General features: G+C 71.1%; 20 protein-coding genes and 1 tRNA gene. 12 read left to right on the forward strand and 9 right to left on the reverse strand.

What is annotated here, in order from left to right:
- The 7 genes from ACE3Q3_RS03850 to ACE3Q3_RS03880 form a co-directional block, all read left to right on the forward strand.
- The coding region (locus tag ACE3Q3_RS03850) for an ATP-binding protein (protein WP_374442059.1) at window positions 1-227 on the forward strand (227 nt) is incomplete at its 5' end.
- A gap of 157 nt (window positions 228-384) precedes the next feature.
- Window positions 385-1,482 carry a TauD/TfdA family dioxygenase gene (locus ACE3Q3_RS03855; protein ID WP_374442062.1) on the forward strand — a complete coding sequence of 366 codons (1,098 nt, stop codon included), beginning with the start codon at window positions 385-387 and terminating at the stop codon, window positions 1,480-1,482.
- Between the two features lie 83 nt (window positions 1,483-1,565).
- Complete coding sequence (locus tag ACE3Q3_RS03860) at window positions 1,566-3,122, forward strand: ABC transporter substrate-binding protein (protein ID WP_374442065.1); 1,557 nt, start codon at window positions 1,566-1,568, stop codon at window positions 3,120-3,122.
- A 66-nt stretch (window positions 3,123-3,188) separates the two neighbouring features.
- Complete coding sequence (locus ACE3Q3_RS03865) at window positions 3,189-4,130, forward strand: ABC transporter permease (protein WP_374442068.1); 942 nt, start codon at window positions 3,189-3,191, stop codon at window positions 4,128-4,130.
- Window positions 4,127-4,999: an ABC transporter permease gene (locus tag ACE3Q3_RS03870; RefSeq protein WP_374442071.1), complete on the forward strand. Its 873-nt coding sequence runs from the start codon at window positions 4,127-4,129 to the stop codon at window positions 4,997-4,999. The genes ACE3Q3_RS03865 and ACE3Q3_RS03870 overlap by 4 nt, the downstream gene beginning before the upstream one ends.
- Window positions 4,992-6,005 carry an ABC transporter ATP-binding protein gene (locus ACE3Q3_RS03875; protein WP_374442074.1) on the forward strand — a complete coding sequence of 338 codons (1,014 nt, stop codon included), beginning with the start codon at window positions 4,992-4,994 and terminating at the stop codon, window positions 6,003-6,005. Before ACE3Q3_RS03870 ends, ACE3Q3_RS03875 begins: the two co-directional genes overlap by 8 nt.
- Window positions 6,002-6,979 carry an ABC transporter ATP-binding protein gene (locus ACE3Q3_RS03880; protein WP_374442076.1) on the forward strand — a complete coding sequence of 326 codons (978 nt, stop codon included), beginning with the start codon at window positions 6,002-6,004 and terminating at the stop codon, window positions 6,977-6,979. The genes ACE3Q3_RS03875 and ACE3Q3_RS03880 overlap by 4 nt, the downstream gene beginning before the upstream one ends.
- 73 nt (window positions 6,980-7,052) lie before the next feature.
- On the opposite strand, the gene folD is transcribed toward ACE3Q3_RS03880, so the two are convergent.
- The 3 genes from folD to ACE3Q3_RS03895 are packed head-to-tail and all read right to left on the reverse strand — an operon-like array spanning window position 7,053 to window position 8,536.
- On the reverse strand, window positions 7,053-7,940 hold the full coding sequence (folD, locus tag ACE3Q3_RS03885; RefSeq protein ID WP_374442079.1) for a bifunctional methylenetetrahydrofolate dehydrogenase/methenyltetrahydrofolate cyclohydrolase FolD: 888 nt from the start codon (window positions 7,938-7,940) through the stop codon (window positions 7,053-7,055).
- The gene (locus ACE3Q3_RS03890) at window positions 7,933-8,268 is read right to left on the reverse strand and encodes a DUF167 family protein (protein WP_374442213.1); all 336 of its coding nucleotides are present in this window, start codon (window positions 8,266-8,268) and stop codon (window positions 7,933-7,935) included. The genes folD and ACE3Q3_RS03890 overlap by 8 nt, the downstream gene beginning before the upstream one ends.
- On the reverse strand, window positions 8,255-8,536 hold the full coding sequence (locus ACE3Q3_RS03895; protein ID WP_374442082.1) for a YggT family protein: 282 nt from the start codon (window positions 8,534-8,536) through the stop codon (window positions 8,255-8,257). The genes ACE3Q3_RS03890 and ACE3Q3_RS03895 overlap by 14 nt, the downstream gene beginning before the upstream one ends.
- Before the next feature lie 178 nt (window positions 8,537-8,714).
- Between ACE3Q3_RS03895 and ACE3Q3_RS03900 the strand changes: the two genes are divergently transcribed.
- Window positions 8,715-8,790 (forward strand) — tRNA-Ala (locus ACE3Q3_RS03900).
- Window positions 8,791-8,880: 90 nt separating this feature from the next.
- On the opposite strand, the gene ACE3Q3_RS03905 is transcribed toward ACE3Q3_RS03900, so the two are convergent.
- Window positions 8,881-9,363 carry a GcrA family cell cycle regulator gene (locus ACE3Q3_RS03905; RefSeq protein ID WP_374442085.1) on the reverse strand — a complete coding sequence of 161 codons (483 nt, stop codon included), beginning with the start codon at window positions 9,361-9,363 and terminating at the stop codon, window positions 8,881-8,883.
- Window positions 9,364-9,561: 198 nt separating this feature from the next.
- Between ACE3Q3_RS03905 and ACE3Q3_RS03910 the strand changes: the two genes are divergently transcribed.
- Window positions 9,562-10,746, forward strand: coding sequence for an aminotransferase class V-fold PLP-dependent enzyme (locus ACE3Q3_RS03910; RefSeq protein WP_374442088.1), 1,185 nt, complete (start codon window positions 9,562-9,564; stop codon window positions 10,744-10,746).
- A 25-nt stretch (window positions 10,747-10,771) separates the two neighbouring features.
- Here the strand turns inward: ACE3Q3_RS03910 and ACE3Q3_RS03915 are convergent, their stop codons facing one another.
- Window positions 10,772-11,488, reverse strand: coding sequence for a YcbK family protein (locus ACE3Q3_RS03915; protein WP_374442091.1), 717 nt, complete (start codon window positions 11,486-11,488; stop codon window positions 10,772-10,774).
- Between the two features lie 326 nt (window positions 11,489-11,814).
- Here ACE3Q3_RS03915 and ACE3Q3_RS03920 point away from each other — a divergent pair, with 326 nt between their 5' ends.
- On the forward strand, window positions 11,815-12,840 hold the full coding sequence (locus tag ACE3Q3_RS03920; RefSeq protein ID WP_374442094.1) for a L,D-transpeptidase family protein: 1,026 nt from the start codon (window positions 11,815-11,817) through the stop codon (window positions 12,838-12,840).
- A gap of 45 nt (window positions 12,841-12,885) precedes the next feature.
- Here the strand turns inward: ACE3Q3_RS03920 and ACE3Q3_RS03925 are convergent, their stop codons facing one another.
- Window positions 12,886-13,191 (reverse strand): alanine-zipper protein, encoded by a 306-nt coding sequence (locus ACE3Q3_RS03925; RefSeq protein ID WP_374442097.1) that lies wholly within the window; start codon window positions 13,189-13,191, stop codon window positions 12,886-12,888.
- A gap of 174 nt (window positions 13,192-13,365) precedes the next feature.
- A complete protein-coding gene (locus tag ACE3Q3_RS03930) occupies window positions 13,366-14,928 on the reverse strand; it encodes a helicase HerA-like domain-containing protein (protein ID WP_374442099.1) in 1,563 nt (520 codons plus the stop codon).
- A gap of 119 nt (window positions 14,929-15,047) precedes the next feature.
- Here ACE3Q3_RS03930 and ACE3Q3_RS03935 point away from each other — a divergent pair, with 119 nt between their 5' ends.
- Window positions 15,048-15,602, forward strand: coding sequence for an invasion associated locus B family protein (locus tag ACE3Q3_RS03935; RefSeq protein WP_374442102.1), 555 nt, complete (start codon window positions 15,048-15,050; stop codon window positions 15,600-15,602).
- 19 nt (window positions 15,603-15,621) lie between these two features.
- On the opposite strand, the gene ACE3Q3_RS03940 is transcribed toward ACE3Q3_RS03935, so the two are convergent.
- Window positions 15,622-16,440, reverse strand: a complete 819-nt coding sequence (locus ACE3Q3_RS03940; RefSeq protein ID WP_374442105.1) for an enoyl-CoA hydratase — start codon at window positions 16,438-16,440, stop codon at window positions 15,622-15,624.
- A gap of 77 nt (window positions 16,441-16,517) precedes the next feature.
- On the opposite strand from ACE3Q3_RS03940, the gene ACE3Q3_RS03945 reads away from it, so the two are divergent.
- Window positions 16,518-17,504 (forward strand): quinone oxidoreductase, encoded by a 987-nt coding sequence (locus tag ACE3Q3_RS03945; protein WP_374442108.1) that lies wholly within the window; start codon window positions 16,518-16,520, stop codon window positions 17,502-17,504.
- Window positions 17,505-17,536: 32 nt separating this feature from the next.
- Here the strand turns inward: ACE3Q3_RS03945 and ACE3Q3_RS03950 are convergent, their stop codons facing one another.
- Entirely contained in the window at window positions 17,537-18,727 is a 1,191-nt protein-coding gene (locus ACE3Q3_RS03950) for a CaiB/BaiF CoA transferase family protein (RefSeq protein ID WP_374442110.1), read from the reverse strand.
- Between the last annotated feature and the right edge of the window lie 15 nt (window positions 18,728-18,742).

Raw genomic sequence — 18,742 nt, forward strand, 5'->3', positions numbered from 1 at the left:
ACGGCCGGCTGCGCCTCACCATCGCCGACGACGGTCCCGGCCTCGCCGAGGCCGACATGGCGCGCGCACTCCAGCCCGGGACGCGGCTCGATGCCGGCATCGCCGGCGACGGCTTCGGCCTCGCGATCGCGACCGATCTGGCCGGGCTCTATGGCGGACGGCTCGATCTCGGCCGGGCGGCGCTGGGCGGGCTCGCGGCGCGGCTCGACCTGCCGGCGGCGCCTTGACCTTCGGGAGGACTGCAAGCGCTTTCACTTGATTGACAGATTTTAGGCAAGCTGCCACGTTCGTCTCCCGAGCGTCCGATCAATCCGCCGCGCGCTCCGGCGAACGGCAGACCGCCCCGCCTGCGCCGCCAGCCACCGGAGCGGGGAGTCCCGACCCATGACCTTCGAGCCGAAGCCGATCGCATCCCGAGCCTCGTGGAAGGGCTCGACCCTCGACTGGCGGGCCGATTCGCTGCACGTCTTCCAGCCGGCCGAGATCGAGGAGATCGACGCCGCCCTCCGGCATCTGAAGGGCCTGGGCGACCTCGATTTCCCCGAGATCACGCCCGCGACCTTCCCGCTGCCGAACGTCGGCGCCTATTTCGTGCGCCTGCGCGACGAACTGCGGTTCGGTCGCGGCTTCGTGCTGCTGCGCGGACTGCCGCGCGAGCGCTACTCGGCCGACGACATGGCGCGCATCTATTACGGCTTCGGCGTCCATCTCGGAGCGCCGGGGCCGCAGAGCTGGCAGGGCGAACTGCTCGGCAACGTCATCGACGTCAGCGACGTCGAGGCCGACCCCCGCGGCTACCACAAGGGCGGCCGGCAGAATTTCCACACCGATTCCTCCGACATCGTCGCGCTGCTCTGCCTGCGCGCCGCGAAATCGGGCGGCAAGAGCCGGATCGCGAGCTCGGTCGGCATCCACGACGCCATCTGCGAGCGCCGACCCGACATCGCCCGGCGGCTCTACGAGGGCTACCGGTATCGCCGGATGGAACTCGATGCCAAGTTCGGCGAGGGCGTCGTCGTCAGCGAGAAGCCGGTGCCGATCTACGTCGTCCGCGACGGCGAACTCTCGTCCTACTACATGCTGAACTACGCCAAGATGGCGGCGCAGCACGGCCTCTCGACCCTGTCGGACTTCGATCTCGAGGCGCTGGAGGAGATCCAGCGCCTGGCGAACTCGGAGGAGTTCTACCTCGACATGAGCATCGGGGAGGGCGACATCCAGTTCCTCAACAACCGGATCATGCTGCACAGCCGCACCGACTACGAGGACTGGCCGGAAGTGGCGCGGCGCCGGCACATGCTGCGCCTGTGGCTGCAGATGCCGACCTGGCCGGCGATGCCGGCGGAGCAGGTGCTGCACACGGCCGGCGACCGGCTGTTGTGGCGGCGCCAGCGGCGGCCGCGCATGGAATTCCCCACCGCCTATCTCGAAGACATGGCACAATACCTGCGGGAGGGGCGGAAACTGGTGGCCGCCGCCTGAGCGGGCGGCAGCCGGAGGCGTCGGCGCGCTCTGGCGCCTCGCCTCCGACGGATCGAGTGCGAAGAACAGGGAGAAGAACAGCAATGACGCATATCGGATCCGCCGCGCGCGCGGCGGTGGTGGGCTTGGCATTGGCGGCGGGCGCTGCCGCGCCGGCCGCGGCCGAGCAGGTGCTGAACGCGGCAATGGGAGCGGCCGACCTCGGCTCGCTCGACCCGCACCGCACGGCATCGACCCAGGACAAGGCGATCATCGGCTGGATGTTCAACGGCCTCGTCCGCTTCAAGCCGGGCAGCCTCAACCCGGCCGACATCGAGCCGGACATCGCCGAGCGCTGGGAAAGCTCGGCCGACAAGAAGACCTGGAAGTTCTTCCTGCGCAAGGGCGTGAAGTTCCACGGCAACTACGGCGAACTGACCGCCGAGGACGTGGTCTTCTCGATCCAGCGCGCCGCCAACCCGAAGACCTCGGCCTTCTCGTCCGACTTCCGGGCGATCGAGACCGTGACCGCTCTCGACCCCTACACCGTCGAGGTGAAGTTCAAGGAGAACGTGCCGAGCCCGCTCGGCATCTTCACCAACTTCCAGGGCGGCAACATCGTCAGCAAGAAGGCGGTCGAGGCGCTGGGCGACGAGTTCCGCTCCAAGGCCGTCGGCACCGGGCCGTTCGCCTATTCCGACTACCAGCGCAACCAGGCGGTGACGCTGGTCGGCCACAAGGACTATTTCCGCGGCAAGCCGAAGCTCGACAAGGTCGTCTATCGCTACATCCCGTCGGATGCCAGCCGCGACCTCGCCTACACCAACGGCGAGGTCGACCTGATCTACGGCCGCGCCGACCAGCGCTGGGTCGAGCGCATGAAGGGCCAGCCGAAGACGGTGCTGCAGATCTTCGGGCCGGGCGAGCTCGGCCACCTGCACCTCAACATGACCAAGAAGCCGCTCGACGACCTCCGCGTCCGCCAGGCGATCGCGCACGCCGTCGACCGTGACCAGCTCGTCAAGTTTCGCGGCGCCAGCGTCTTCCGCGCCGCCGTGTCCGTCGTGCCCGAAGGCTACCTCGGCACCGACGAGAAGGCGCCCTTGCTGAAGCACGACCTCGCCAAGGCCAAGGCGCTGCTCGCCGAGGCCGGCTACAAGGACGGGGTCACCATCAAGGCGATCCAGACCTCGCAGCCCAGCATGCTGACGCTGATGGAGGTCGTGCAGGCGCAGCTCAAGCGGGCCGGCATCAACCTCGTCTTCGAGGTCGTCGACCATCCGACCTTCCACGCCCAGATCCGCAAGGACCTGAGCGACCTCGTCTACTACTCCTCGGCGCGCTTCCCGGTCGCCGACCAGCACCTGACGCAGTATTTCCACTCGCGCAGCATCGTCGGCACGGCGACGGCCGTGACCAACTTCTCGCACTGCAACGTCGCCGACGCCGAGATCGACGGCGCCCGCGTCGAGACCGACCCGGCCAAGCAGCTCGAGCTGTGGAAGGTGGCGCAGCGCAAGGTGATCGACGCGGTCTGCGGCGTGCCGCTGGTCGCGAACACCCAGGTCTGGGCCCACCGGGACAATTTCGACCTCGGCTACGAGCTCAAGGGCTCGCTCAGCCTCGGGCCGATGCTGACCGAGAAGTCGGGCTTCAAGTGACGGCCGAGCAGTGACCGCGGGGTCGGACGTCGTCGGCCGGCGGCACCGGGCGACCGGCAGGACTTCATGATCGGGTTCATCCTGAAGCGCCTGCTGGTCGCGCTGCCGACCCTCATCGCCGTGCTCACCATCGTCTTTCTCTTCGTCCGGGTCGCCCCTGGCGACCCGGCGATGGTGATCCTCGGCGACAGCGCCTCCCAGGAGGCGCTCGAGGCGCTGCGCCAGCAGCTCGGCCTCGACAAGCCGCTGTTCCAGCAATATCTCGACTTCATGCTGATGGTCCTCTCGGGCGACCTCGGCAAGTCGATGCTGTCGGGCCGGCCGATCCTCGAGGAGGTCGCCGACGTCCTGCCCTACACGATCGAGCTGACGGTGGCGTCGCTGGTGATCGGCGTCGTCTTCGGCGTGCCGCTCGGCATCGTCTCGGCCCGCCGCCGCAACGGCTGGGCCGACTATGCCGCGCGCATGATCTCGCTGGTCGGCCTCAGCTTCCCCGCCTTCGTCTCGGCGGTGCTGCTGCTGCTGGTCTTCGCGATCCAGCTCCGCTGGTTCCCGGTCATCAGTTCGGCGGCGATGGCCGATCCGGCCGAGCGGCTGCGCAGCCTGGCGCTGCCGGCCTTCAACCTCGGCCTCATCATGCTGGCCTACATCACCCGGGTCACCCGCTCCAGCATGCTGGGGGTGCTGTCGGAGGACTATATCCGCACCGCCCGCGCCAAGGGCGTGCCGGGCCGGATGGTCGTCTGGCGCCACGCGCTCCGCAACGCCCTCATCCCCGTCGTCACCGTGGTCGGCCTCTATCTCGGGGTGCTGATCGGCAACTCGGTGCTGTCGGAGATCGTCTTCAACCGCCCGGGCCTGGGCAAGCTCATCGTCGGCGCGCTCAACCAGCGCGACTACACGATGCTGCAGGGACTGATGGTCATCTATGCCTTCATCATCGTGCTCTGCAACCTGCTGACGGACATGACCTACGGGTTCATCGATCCGCGGGTGAAGCGCCAGTGACGGCGGTCCACGCGACGTCGCGGCCGCCCGGCGCATTCGCCATGTTCTGGTCGCGGGCGCGGCGCAACAAGGCGACCGCGATCGGCGCCAGCCTCGTCCTGGTGATGGTGGCGAGCGCCATCCTCGCGCCCTGGATCGCCCCGCACGATCCGCTCGAGCAGGATATCATCGCGCGCCTGGAGCCGCCGTCGGAGACCTACTGGCTCGGCACCGACCCCTACGGCCGCGACATCCTCTCGCGCATCCTGTGGGGCGGGCGGGTCTCGCTCTTCGTCTCGACCTCGGCGGTGCTGATCGCGATGGTCGTCGGCAGCGCCATCGGCATCGTCTCGGGCTATGTCGGCGGCCGCTTCGACCGGGTGGTGATGGCGGGAATGGACGTGCTCCTTTCCTTCCCCAGCCTCATCATGGGGCTGCTGGTCGTCGCCATGCTGGGTCCCAGCGTCGTCAACCTGATCCTGGCGATCGGGCTGACCGCCGTCGCCCCCTTCGCCCGCATCGCCCGCGCCCCCACCCTCGTCATCAAGGAGCGCGAGTTCGTCGAGGCCGGCCGCGCCATGGGCTTCTCGCACGGGCGCATCATGGGCATCCACATCCTGCCCAACGTCGCCTCCGAGGTCCTGGTCATGGGCTCGCTGTGGCTGGCGACGGCGATCCGCACCGAGGCCTCGCTCAGCTTCATCGGCCTCGGCGTCCGTCCGCCGACCCCGACCTGGGGCAGCATGATCCGCGAGGGCTTCGAGAACATCCTGGACGCGCCCTGGCTCTCGGTCTTCCCGTCGATCGCCATCCTCATCGTCATGCTCGGCCTCAACCTGCTCGGCGACGGGCTGCGCGACGCGACCGATCCGAGGCTGCGCCATGAGTGAGGCGGCGGGCACGGCCGGCGCCCCGGTGCTCCGGGTCGAGGGCCTGACGACCGAGTTCCGCATCCGCGGCGAGTGGCATGCCGCGGTCCAGGGCGTCTCCTTCGACCTCGCCCGCGGCGAGACGCTGGCGATCGTCGGCGAATCCGGCTGCGGCAAGAGCATCACCGCACTCTCGGTGATGGGTCTCGTGCCGCCCGGCGCCGGACGGATCGCCGCCGGCCGCATCCTGCTCGAGGGCCGCGACCTCGTGCCGCTCTCCGAGCCGGAGATGGAGAAGGTGCGCGGCAACCGGGTGTCGATGATCTTCCAGGAGCCGATGACCTCGCTCAACCCGGTGCTGCCGGTGGGCTTCCAGGTCGCGGAGAGCCTGCACTACCACCGCAATCTCGGCCGGGCGGAGGCGCGGCGGACGGCGCTCGCCCTCTTCGATCAGGTGAAGATCCCGTCGGCCGCCCGCCGCTTCGACGATTTCCCGCACCAGTTCTCGGGCGGGATGCGCCAGCGCGTGATGATCGCCATGGCGCTCGCCTGCAACCCGGCGGTGCTGCTCGCCGACGAGCCGACGACGGCGCTCGACGTCACCATCCAGGCGCAGGTGCTGGCGCTCCTGGCCGAGGTCCGCGAGGCCTACGGCATGGCGATGGTGTTCATCACCCACAATCTCGGCGTCGTCGCCTCGATCGCCGACCGGGTGATGGTGATGTATGCGGGCCAAGTGGTCGAGACCGCACCCATCGACGCCGTCTTCGCCCGTCCGACGCATCCCTACACCGAGGCGCTGCTGAGCTCGATCCCGCGCGTCGACCGCGACACGGCCGAACTGCAGGCGATCGGCGGCCAGGTGCCGCCGATCACCGGCATGCCGCCGGGCTGCCGCTTCGCCGACCGCTGCCGCCATGTCGAGGCGCGCTGCCGCGTCGCGGTACCGCCCCTGACCCGGCTGCCCGACGAGCCGGCGCACCAGGTGCGCTGCTGGGTCCGCGGCGGCACCGAGGTGGTGCAATGACCGCCCCCCTGCTCGAGGTCGCCGACCTCCGCAAGACCTTCACGGTGCGCCGCGGCTTCCCGCGCACCGAGACGGTGCACGTCAAGGCGCTGGCCGGCATCAGCTTCCGCATCGCCGAGGGCGAGGCGTTCGGGCTGGTCGGCGAATCCGGCTGCGGCAAGTCGACGGCGGGCCGGGCGCTGCTGCGCCTGATCGAGCCGGACGGCGGCGCCGTGCTCTATCGCGGCGAGGACTTCCTCACGACCTCCGGCGGCCGCCTGCGTCAGCTCCGCCAGAAGCTGCAGATCGTCTTCCAGGACCCGTTCGCCTCGCTCAATCCGCGCCGCACGGTCGGGCAGACCCTGGCCGAGCCGATGCAGGTCCACCGCCTCGGCACCCGCGACCAGATCACCGCCCGCACTGCCGCGGTGCTGGAGGAAGTCGGGCTGCCGCGCGACGCGCTGGAGAAGTATCCGCACGAATTCTCGGGCGGGCAGCGCCAGCGCATCGGCATCGCCCGCGCGCTGGTGCTGGAGCCGGAACTCATCGTCGCCGACGAGCCGGTCTCGGCGCTCGACGTCTCGATCCAGGCCCAGATCCTGCTGCTGCTCGACGGGCTGAAGGCGCGGCGCGGCCTCAGCTTCCTCTTCATCTCGCACGACCTCGGCGTCGTCCGGCACTTCTGCAAGCGCGTCGCGGTCATGTATCTCGGCCGGATCGTCGAGGACGGGCCGACCGACCAGATCTTCGACCAGCCGCTGCACCCCTACACCAAGGCGCTGCGCGACGCCTCGCCGGTGCCGGACCCGCGTGCGAAGGTGACCATGGCGCGGCTCGAGGGCGAGGTCGCCTCGGCGATCAACCCGCCGTCGGGCTGCCATTTCCATCCGCGCTGCCCGCACGCCATGGACCGCTGCCGCGTCGAGTATCCGGCGCTGAAGCCGGTCGCCCCGGGCCGCCAGGTCGCCTGCCACCTCCACGACCAGGCGGGATGACGCCCGGTCTCCTGGCCCGGGACCGATCGCTGCCCGGGCGGGAACGGTGCCCTCGGCCGATGCGCAGGCGCTCCTACGCCTCCGCCTCGCCCCAGCCGCGGCGGCGGGCGGCGGCGAGCAGCGTGTTGCGCAGCAGGCAGGCGATCGTCATCGGGCCGACGCCGCCGGGAACCGGGGTGATCGCGCCCGCGACCGCCGCGGCTTCGGCGTAGGCGACGTCGCCGACGAGGCGCGAGCGGCCGTCGGCGCCGGCGACCCGATTGATGCCGACGTCGATGACCGTGGCGCCCGGCCGGATCCAGTCGCCGCGGACCATCTCCGGACGGCCCACGGCGGCGATCAGGATGTCGGCGCGGCGGCAGAGTGCGGGCAGGTCGCGGCTGCGCGAGTGCGCCACCGTCACCGTGCAGTCGGCACCGAGGAGGAGGGCCGCCATCGGCTTGCCGACGATCTGCGAGCGGCCGAGGACGACGGCCTCGGCGCCGGCCAGGCGCTCCCGCGCCCCGCGCAGCAGCAGCATGCAGCCCTGCGGCGTGCAGGGGACGAGGCCGCCGCCGTCGCCCCACAGCCGGCCGGCATTGACCGGATGGAAGCCGTCGACATCCTTGGCGGGATCGATCGCCGCCGTCACCGCCGCGGCGGAAATCCCGGCCGGCAGCGGCAGCTGCACCAGGATGCCGTCGACCGCCGGGTCGGCGTTGAGCGCGGCGACCAGCGCCAGCACCTCGGCCTCGCTCGCGGTCGCCGGCAGGCGGTGCTCGAAGGACGCCATTCCGGCGGCGCGGGTGGCGATCCCCTTGTTGCGGACATAGACTTGGCTCGCCGGGTCTTCGCCGACGAGGACGACGGCGAGCCCGGGGGCCGTGCCGTGGCGGGCGGAAAGGCGGGCGACCGCCGCCGCGATGCGCGCGCGGAGGTCGTCCGCCGCCGCCTTGCCGTCGATTCGACTTGCCTCAGCCATCCCTGGCCATCGCCTCCCTGATCCGGGCGGCCAGCAATTGGGCCTCGCCCGCGATGTGCAGCACCTTGCGCCGCGCCGCCTGACCCTGGACGACGGCGATCGACGATTTCGGCAGCCGCCAGCGCTTCGCCAGCAGGGCGGCCAGCGCGGCGTTGGCGCGCCCGTCCTCCGGCGCGGCCGTCACCTGGACCCGCAGCACGGCCTCCCCGGCCTCGTCGAGCGCCACCCCGAGGACCCGGTCGGAGGACGCCCGCGGGGTCAGTCGCACCGCGATCCGGACGCCGTCGCGGACCGGATGCAGCGGCGAGGGCGGGTCAGCGGGGGAAATACTCGATCACCAGGTCGCGCAGGAAGAAGAGCAGCAGGATCAGCACGATCGGGGAGAGGTCGAGCCCGCCCATCGCCGGCAGCACGCGCCGGATCGGCGCCAGCACCGGCTCGGTCAGCCGGTACAGGATCTCGGCGATCGAGGCGACGACGCGGTTGTAGGTGTTGACCACCTTGAACGCGATGAGCCAGCTCATGACGGCCGAGGCGATCAGGACCCAGATATAGAGGCCGATCACGGTCGTAATCAGGGTGAGGAGGGCGTTCATCGGCGGCGGTCGGCTTCCGGAAGGGCTGCCGGACACTAGCCAACGGCCGGCCGGGCGGCAAGCCGCCGTCGCGCCCGGGCATCGGCAGATTCCCCGCGGGTTCGCCTTGACTTCCCGGGCGGTGATTCCCATTATCCGCGCCGCTCCGGACGCCAGCGGCGATCCGGCCGGCGAATGTGGGGCGGTAGCTCAGCTGGGAGAGCGTCGCGTTCGCAATGCGAAGGTCGGGAGTTCGATCCTCCTCCGCTCCACCATTCCCCCAGGCAGAAACGACGACGGCGCGGGACATGTCCCGCGCCGTGTTTCGTCGTGCCGGGTCTTGTCGCGCCGGTCTTGCCGCCGGCTCAGGCCGCGGCGTCGTCGGTCTTGCGGTAGGCGACCTGGCAATGCGCCTGGCAGTAGGGCCGCCCCGGTGCGGCCGCAGCGCCGCAGAAGTGGAAGCCGGGCTCGTTGGGGTGGCCGATCGGCCAATGGCAGTGCCGGTCGCTCAGCGTCAGGGCCGAACTGTAGTCGATGGGGCCGGCCCGGAAGTTTCTGGGCGGCGGCGGGGCCGGGGCCTTGGCCACCACCGGCGGCGGGGCGGCGCGCGCCACTTCGACGGGCTGGACGCGGATCGCGGCCGGCCGCACGGCAGGGCGGGTGCGCTGGCGGCGCTCTCCCATCTGGCGCTGGATCGGCGAAGGGCGGCTCGGCAGATGCAGCCGGTGGGCCTTGCCGATCACCGCGTTGCGGGTGATCCCGCCCAGGCGCTCGGCGATCTGGCTGGCTGAAAACCCTTCGGACCAGAGCCGCTTCAGCTCGGCGATGCGCTCGTCGGTCCAATCCATGGATTCCCCCACATTTGGTGGGCCACGACGTGCGGCCCGGCACATCTTGATCGGAAGCCGGCACCCCGTCAAACGATTAGTGGCTCGCGTCGGCCGACCCACAAGATCGGGTGCAGCCTGGCGCCCGCGTCCGCGATCGATGCGGTTCCAGCAAGCGGCCAAACCGTGGCAAAGTGATGGCAGCCAAGGGGAAAAGCCATGTCTGCCAATGCGATCGCCCATGACATTGAATTGCCGGCCGAACTGCGCGAAGGGGCGGCGATCCGCGACGCCTTCTGGCTCGACCCGGACATCGCCTATCTCAATCACGGATCCTATGGCGCGGTTCCGCGCGTGGTCAGCGAGGCCGCCGAGGCGTGGCGCCGGCGCATGGAACGGCAGCCGGTGCTCTTCTTCCAGGAGACCCTGACGCCGGCGCTGCGCCGGGCGGCCGGCATCGTCGCGCCGTTCCTGGGCGTGGCCGCCGACGACACGGTGTTCGTCGAGAACGCGACCAGCGGCGCCAACGCCGTGCTGCGGTCGCTGCGGCTGGGGCCGGGCGACACCATCGTCGGCACCGACCACGGCTATGGCGCCGTCCGCAACACCGCCCGCCATGTCGCATCGGTGACCGGGGCGGCGCTGGTGGAGGCGAAGCTGCCGTTTCCCGGAACCACGCCGGGGGCCGTCGTCGACGCGCTGGCGGAGGCGATCGACGCGCGGACGCGGCTGGTGGTCGTCGACCACATCACCTCGCCGACCGCGCTGGTGCTGCCGGTGGCGGAGATCGCGCGGCTCTGCCGGCGGCGTGGCGTTCCCCTCCTGGTCGACGGCGCGCACGCGCCGGGCATGCTCGATCTCGACATCGCGGCGATCGGGGCCGACTGGTATGTCGGCAACCCGCACAAGTGGCTGTTCGCCGCCCGCGGCTGCGCCGTCCTCTGGGCGGCCCCCGACGCCCGCGGCGACCTCCACCCGCCGGTCGTGTCGCACGGCTATGGCGGCGGCTTCCTGGCCGAGTTCGACTGGACCGGGACCCGCGACTTCTCGCCCTACCTCGCGATCGATGCCGCGCTCGCCTTCTACCGCTCGCTCGGGCCGGCACGGCTGCGCGCGCGGAACGTCGCGCTGGCGGCGGAAGGGGCGGCGACGGTGGCGGCGGCCTGGGGTACGGAGGTGCTGACGCCGCCGGCGATGGCGGGATCGATGGCGCTGGTCGCGCTGCCGTTCGCGGTCGAACCGACGCGGGAGGCGGCGCGCGCGATGCGGACGCGGATCTGGCACGAGCACAGGGTCGAGGTGCCGGTGATGGCCTTCGGCGGCCGCTGCCACGTCCGCGTCTCGGCCCAGATCTACAACGAGCCGGCGGATTACCGCCGGCTCGCCGAAATCTTCGCCCGGTGATCGCCCCGGCCTCGGGGCGTCGTCGCTACCAGTAGCGGACGGGGCCGGTGTCGATGTGCAGGAAGTTGCCGCTGCCGTAGGTGCCGACCCCGCCGCGCCGCATCGCCTTGGCCATGCGGCTCAGCTGCGACACGCGGTAGCCGGGCACGCGGATGTCCACCGCCTTGCCGACCATGTGGTAGCTGTGCTCGGCGACGCCGTAGCCCGCCTCGCGCAGCATCTCGTTGGTGCTGGGCGAACGGTAGCCGGAGACGATCTCGAGCGGCTTGTTCTGGCCGATCCGCATCTGGATCGCGTGCAGGAGTTCGATCAGCTTCGGGTCGATCTTGTGCACCTGGTTGGCGCGATGGTCGCGCATCATCCGGGTGATCGAGCGCATCGTCTCCGGCACGTACCTGCCGTCCTGCCAGAACGGGCCACGGACGCGCTCGCCGGTATGGACGTTGTAGAGGTTGAGGAGCCGGGCACCCCGCCCGATCCGCGGCGCCCGCGTCGCGACCTGGGTCACCTCCGGCTTGCGGCCGGGAAGCTGGCCGCTCGGGTTCGGCTTCTGTCCCGGCAACTGCCAGTCGCCGTCGTCGGCGCCGAACCCGGCGAGGCCCTCGGGCTTGCGGAGCGGCAGCGAGACCGCCCAGGCGCCCGGGACCAGGGCAGTGACTGCGGCGAGCGCGGCGAAGGCGCCGAGAACTCCGCGACGGCCGACGGAAGACCCGTCCTGCTCGACCTCGGTACGGTCGTCCATGTCCCCCTCGATCCCCAATACCCACGACCCCAAATCTTGTCGATGTCGCACCGGCCGATCCCCACCGGCTGGCCGCTCGAAGGCGGCCAATTGGCGCCACATCCCGCTCCGTTCACGAAGCTTCATCGAATGTGAACCAGCGGAAAATCCAAAACAACAGCAAAATCACGGACTTGCTGTTGTAAATCGATCTGCAACACTGTGGCTTTGTTGCATCGCGGGAGAACGGATCGCGATTCGCCGGGCCGAGGGGGGAACGGAATCGGCCGACGACTCGCCTATATATCTCGCTTGACCTGATGCGGAGCCGACCCGAGTTGTCCGACATGACCGAAGCCCCGTCGTCCCGCCGCGCCGTGCTGGCCGGCTTGGCTGCCACCGCGGCCGGCGCCCTCCTGCCGTGGCCGGCGGCGGCGCAGACGCCGCCCCGGCCGCGCGCTCCGGCGATGACCCCGATTCGCAACGATGTCGTCGGCGAACTGCTCGTCTATTCGGCGCGCTACGAGGACACGCTGATGGACATCGCCCGCACCTACAATCTCGGCTACGCCGAGCTGGTCGCGGCCAATCCCGGCGTCGACCCGTGGCTGCCGGGTCTCGGCGCCCGCATCCTGCTGCCGACCGCCCATGTCCTGCCGGATGCGCCGCGCCAGGGCATCGTCGTCAACCTGTCGGACCAGCGCATCTACTGGTTCCCCGGCAACGGCCAGCCGGTGCGGACCTTCGCCATCGGCATCGGCCAGGAGGGGCTGGGCACGCCGACCGGCAGCACGACGGTGGTGCGCAAGAAGGAGAACCCGACCTGGACCCCGACGCCCGAGAAGCGGCGGGAGGATCCGACGCTGCCGGCGGTGGTGCCGGCGGGGCCGGACAATCCGATGGGGGCCTTCGCGATGTATCTCGGGTGGCCGCTCTACGCCATCCACGGCACCAACGAGCCGGATGCGATCGGCCGCCGGGTGACGCGCGGCTGCATCCGGCTCTATCCCGAGGGCATCGAGCAGCTCTACCGGCTGGTGCCGATCGGGACCCGGGTCACCGTGGTCGACCAGGAGGCGAAGATGGGCTGGATCGGCGACGATCTCTTCGTCGACCTGCATCCCTCGCGCCGGGACGTCGACCTGCTGGAGGAAGAGGGAAAGTTCGATCCGAAGCCCATTCCGGGCCTGCGCGACCGGGTGGCGAAGTTCGCCGGCCCCGCGGTCGGGCGGATCGACTGGGCGACGCTGGAGGCGGCGGAGAGCCGCCGCGACGGCGTGCCGGTCCGGATCACTCGCTCGATCGGTGCCGCGTCGTCGGACGGGCCGACGGCCGGGCAGCCGATCGAGCGCGTGTCGCGCTCGTCGCTCTGAGGCGGAACCGCGGGGGTCCCGCGGTCCCGCCTCGACGATCGAACCCTACTTGCGCATCCCGCGGCGGAAGGCGCGGTCGAACTTCTCGTTGGCGGCGCGGGCATCGGCCTGCGCGGCCTGCGCGGCCTGCAGCGCCTGCTGCGAGGTCGCCTGGGCCTGACGGGCCGCGGCCAGCGCCTGGGCCGAGTTGTCGGACGCCTTGCGCGCCTCGACGAGGGCCGCTTCCGAGTTGCTGGCCGTCTTCTGCAGCAGCGCCTTGTCGTCGGAACCCATGCTCTCGCAGGCGCCGAGCAGGACGACGGGCGCCAGCACGACGGCGAGCTTGCCGAGACGGCGGAAATTGGTGGACATCGCAGAACTCCTTGGAACGATCGATCACGACGAGATCCGGCCGGGGCAGGACCGGTCGCTCGTCCGGGGCGGAACTTAGCGAATGGCTCGAAGGGTCACCAGATTCCCCACGGAGTGGTGTCGAATGCGCCGCACCTGTGGCGGTTGCGTCACGGAATGGCCCCCGCGGGGCCCTCAGCGGCGCAGAATCGAGCCCAGAATGCCCCGCACGATCTGCCGCCCGAGGGTGCTGCCGACGCTGCGGGCGACGCTTTTCATGAAGGCCTCCTCCGGCGACTCGCGGGTCCGCGGCACCGAACCCCCGGCCGGCCGGCGGCCGGAGGTGGGGCGGCCGGGGCCCGTCTGGCTGGGCGCCGGGCGCCCGTAGGGACCCGACGGCGGCGCCGGCTCGCTCCACGGGCCGCGGCCGCCGCGGGCGGGCGGCTGGGTCGGCGCGGTCGGTGGCTCCGTTGCGTCGGCGGCATGGCGATGGCTCAGGCGCTCGAACGCCGAGACGCGGTCGACGGTGACGTCGTAGCGGGTGCCGATCGGGCTCGCCGCCAGGATCGCCGCGCGCTCGGCATCGCTGATCGGCCCGAGGCGCGAGTCGGGTGGCCGGATCAGCGCCCGCTCGACGATTCCCGGCCGCCCCTTCTCGTCGAGCAGCGAGACCAGCGCCTCGCCGACCCCGAGTTCGGTGATGGCGGCGGCGGTATCGATGCGCGGATTGGGGCGGAAGGTCTCGGCCGCGGCGCGCACCGCCCGCTGGTCGCGCGGGCTGAAGGCGCGGAGCGCGTGCTGCACCCGGTTGCCGAGCTGCGCCAGCACCCGCTCCGGGATGTCGAGCGGGTTCTGGGTCACGAAATAGACGCCGACGCCCTTGGAGCGGATCAGGCGCACGACCTGCTCGACCTTGTCCACGAGCGCGTCCGGCGCGTCGTCGAAGAGGAGGTGGGCCTCGTCGAAGAAGAAGACGAGCCGCGGCTTCTCGGGGTCGCCGACCTCGGGCAGCGCCTCGAAGAGCTCGGACAGGAGCCACAGCAGGAACGTGCCGTAGAGCTTCGGCTGCTGCATCAGGCGGTCGGCAGCGAGGATGCTGACGATGCCCGCCCCGGCGGCGTCGACCTGCAGCAGGTCGGCGATGTCGAGCATCGGCTCGCCGAAGAAGCGTTCCGCCCCTTGCGTCTCCAGCGCCAGCAGGGCGCGTTGGATGGCGCCGACCGAGGCCGAGGAGACGCTGCCGTAGCGCAGGGTCAGCGCCCGGGCGTTCTCGGCGACGAAGACCAGCATCGCCCGGAGGTCCTTGAGGTCGAGCAGCAGCAGTCCCTCGTCGTCGGCGAGCTTGAAGGCGAGGTTGAGGACGCCGGTCTGGATTTCGTTGAGGCCCATGAGCCGGGCCAGGAGCAGGGGCCCGAGGTCGGAGATGGTGGCGCGGACGGGGTGGCCCTGGCTGCCGTCGAGGTCCCAGAAGACGACGGGAAAGCCGCGCCGCTCGAGCCGGATGCCGAGCTGGGCGGCGCGCTCGTCGAGCTTGGGCTTCGGCTCCCCCGGCCGGGCGATGCCGGCGAGATCGCCCTTCACGTCGGCCATGAAGACCGGGACGCCGATCCGCGAGAAGCCCTCGGCCAGCACCTGCAGGGTCACCGTCTTGCCGGTCCCGGTGGCGCCGGCGATGAGGCCGTGGCGGTTCGCCAGCCGCGGCAGCAGCCGCAGTTCGACCGTTCCCTTGCCGACGAAGATGCCGCCGTCCGCCGCCATGGTGCCCGTCCTCTCGCTGCGCCCCCAGGACCACCAGCTAAGGGGGTGGCCCGGGCTGCGGTCAAGCGGCGCAGGCGCCGGGCTTGCGCGCGCGGCGGGACGGGTCCAACTAGCGGCCCATGACCCGTCCCGGCCGTATCCTCCCCGCTGCCCTGTCCGCCGCCCTGATTGCCCTGCTGGTGGCGGCCGCCCCCGCCATCGCCCAGCAGAAGGGCCGCGGCAAGGCGGCCCAGCCGGAGAGCGGCGAGCGGTTCGACGACTGGCGGCTCGGCTGCGAGCGCCGGCCGGGAGCCAGCCGGGACACCTGCTTCGTGGAACAGCGCCTCAGCCACAAGGACGATCCCGAGCGGCTGGCGCTGGCGGTCGCCATCGGCTACTTCGCGCCCGACGGCAAGCCGGCGATGATCGTGAAGCTGCCGCCGGCCGCCATCCAGGAGGCCGGAATCATCATCCGGGTCGACGACCGCCCGGTGCGCGAGGTCGGCATCCGCAACTGCGGTCCCGACAGTTGCGCGGTGCTGGCGCTGCTCGACGACGACATGCTGGCCGAGCTGCGGGCCGGCCAGAAGGCGGTGGTCGCCTATTCGCGCAAGGACAGCGAGGAGGTCGCGCGGGTGCCGGTGTCGCTGCGCGGCCTGACCCGGGGCCTGGCCGCGCTGCGCAAGCGGGGCTAGGCCCCCGCCGGGTGCCGGGTCAGGCGCCCTTGAAGACGGGCTTGCGCTTCTCCATGAAGGCGGTCCGGCCTTCCTTGTAGTCGGCGCTGTTGAAGCACGCCTTCACCAGCGTGTCGCAGAACTCGACATCGACATGGCCCGGCATCTTGCCGGCGATCTCCTCGACCTCGCGCTTGACGGCGAGGATGGTGAGCGGCGCATTGGCGGCGATCGTCGCGCAATAGTCGCGGACATAGGCCTCGAGCTCGGCCGCCGGCACGACGCGGTTCACCAGCCCCATCTTCTCGGCTTCGGCGGCGGAGAAGGCCCGCGCGGTGAAGAAGATCTCCTTGGCGAAGGCCGGGCCGACGATCGAGACCAGCTTGTTGATGCCGGTGGCGCGATAGCCGAGACCGAGCTTGGCCGCCGGGATGGCGAAGCGGCTGTCGTCGGAGCAGATGCGGATGTCGGTGTTCAGCGTGATGGCGACGCCGCCGCCGACGCACCAGCCGCGGATCATCGAGATCGTCGGCTTGCCGACATGGCGCAGCCGGTCGCTGCAGTTCTCGACGAAGCGCTCGTAGGCCGCGACCTGCTCGGGCGTGTTGCGCGCCTGCTCGAACTGCGAGATGTCGGCGCCGGAGACGAAGGCCTGGTCGCCCGCACCCTTCAGCACGATGACCCGGACCTGCGGATTGGCCTCGAACTCGTCGAGGATCTTGGGCAGCGCCTCCCACATGTCGGTCGAGACGGCGTTGCGCCGTTCCGGCTTGTTGAAGGTGATCCAGCCGATCGCGCCGTCGATCTCCGCGATCATGTGCTTGGTCAGCTCGGGCAGGCGCTGGACGTCGTCGGGCATGGGAACCTCTCGCGGGCGGTCCGTCTGGAAGGGTTGCGGATGCCCGTATAGCATGCCGCGCCGGGAGGGCCATCCAGATGACGCGCGTCGTCCGCATCCACCGCCACGGCGGTCCGGAGGAACTGAAGCTCGAGGAGGAGGAGGTCGGCGCCCCCGGCCCCGGACAGGCGCGCATCCGCCACACCGCCATCGGCCTCAACTTCGTCGACATCTATCACCGGATCGGCCAGTTCGGCGCCGACCCGATGCCCTTCGTGCTCGGGGTCCAGGGGGTCGGTGTCGTCGATGCCCTGGGCCAGGGGGCGGGCGAGGGGGCGGCCGGGCTCGCGGTCGGCGACCGGGTCGCCTATGCGGGCGCCATGGGCGCCTATCGCGAGGTCCGCCTGATGCCGGCCGACCGGCTGATCCGCCTGCCGGCGGACGTCGAGGACGGCGTCGCCGCGGCCGGCCTGCTGCGTGGCCTGACCGCCCAGTACCTCGTGCGCCGGCTCTACCGCGTCCAGCCCGGCGACACGGTGTTGGTCCATGCCGCCGCCGGCGGGGTCGGCCTCGTCCTCTGCCAGTGGGCGAAGCATCTGGGGGCCACCGTCATCGGCACCGTCTCCTCGCCGGCCAAGGCGGCGATCGCCGCGGCCCATGGCTGCGACCATCCGGTGCTCTATGGCGAGGGGCGCGACTGGGTCGCCGAGGTCCAGCGCCTGACCGGCGGGCGGGGCGTGCCCGTCGTCTACGACAGCGTCGGCCGCGACACCTTCATGGGCTCGCTCGACTGCCTCCGGCCGATGGGCATGGCGATCAACTACGGCACCGCGTCGGGCCAGGTCGAGCCCTTCCCGCTGCAGCGCCTGCACCGGAAGTCGCTGATCGTCACCCGGCCGACGCTCGGCACCTGGATCGCCGACCGCGGCGACCTCGAGCGCGCGGCCGACGAGTTCCTCAACCTCGTGCGCGGCGGCGTCGTCCGCGTCGAGGTCGCGCGCCGCTGGCCGCTGGCCGAGGTCGCCGACGCCCATCGCGAGCTGGAAGGGCGGCGGACGACGGGGGCGACGATCCTGGTGCCGTAGGGGGCGGCGACGCCGGCCGCCCCGCCGGCCCGTCAGATCGCGTTCTTCGCCCGCAGGGCGGCGATCTCGGCCTCGCCGTAGCCGAGGCCCCGGAGGATGGCGTCGGTGTCGGCGCCCTGCTCGGGCGAGCCGGAGCGCATGACCGAGGGCGTGCGCGAGAGCTCGACCGCCTGGCCGACCACCTTCTGCGGTCCCAGCACCGGATGGTCGACCGGCTGGGCCATCTTCAGGTGCTCGACCTGCGGATCGGCGAAGACCTCGTCGATCGAATAGATCGGGCCGGTCGGCACGCCCGCCTGGTTGAGCAGGTCGATCCAGTGCCGGCTCGGCTGCGTGCGGGTGATGGCGGCGATCGCGGCGTTCAGCGCCTTGCGGTTCTTCGAGCGCTCGGCGCTGGTGGCGTAGTCGGGATGGGTCGCGAGTTCGGGCGCGCCGATCGCCTCGCAGAAGCGCTTGTAGATGCCGCCGCCGGTGGCGGCGATGTTGATGTGGCCGTCGGCCGTCTCGAAGACGCCCGTGGGGATCGAGGTCGGGTGGTCGTTGCCGGCCTGCTTCGGCACCTCGCCCGCCATCAGCCAGCGCGCCGCCTGGAAGTCGAGCATGGCGATCTGGGCCTGGAGCAGGGACGACTTCACCCACTGGCCTTGGCCCGAGACCTCGCGCTCCAGCAGTGCGACCAGGATGCCCATGGCGCAGAAGATGCCGGCGGTCAGGTCGGCGACCGGGATGCCGACGCGCACCGGTCCCTGGCCGGGCAGGCCGGTGATCGACATCAGGCCGCCCATGCCCTGGGCGATCTGGTCGAAGCCTGGCCGGTCGCGGTAGGGGCCGTCCTGGCCGAAGCCCGAGATCGAGCCGAGGATGATCCGCGGGTTGATCGCGCGCAGCGTCTCGTAGTCGACGCCGAGCCGGAACTTCACGTCCGGGCGGTAGTTCTCGACCACCACGTCGGCGGTCTCGACCAGCTTCCGGAAGATCGCCAGGCCCTCGGGCGCCTTCAGGTTCAGCGTCATCGAGCGCTTGTTGCGGTGCAGGTTCTGGAAGTCGAAGCCGTGCCGCGGCCCGCCCAGACCCTCGCCCTGCTCGATCGCCGGCGGCGATTCGATCTTGATGACGTCGGCGCCCCAGTCGGCGAGCTGGCGGACGGCGGTCGGGCCGGCGCGGACGCGGGTCAGGTCGAGAACCTTGAAGCGGGCGAGCGGCAGGGCGGCGGGATCGGTCATTCGGCCTCTCGGGGG

Source organism: Allostella sp., assembly GCF_041913585.1.
Classification (GTDB): domain Bacteria; phylum Pseudomonadota; class Alphaproteobacteria; order ATCC43930; family Allostellaceae; genus Allostella.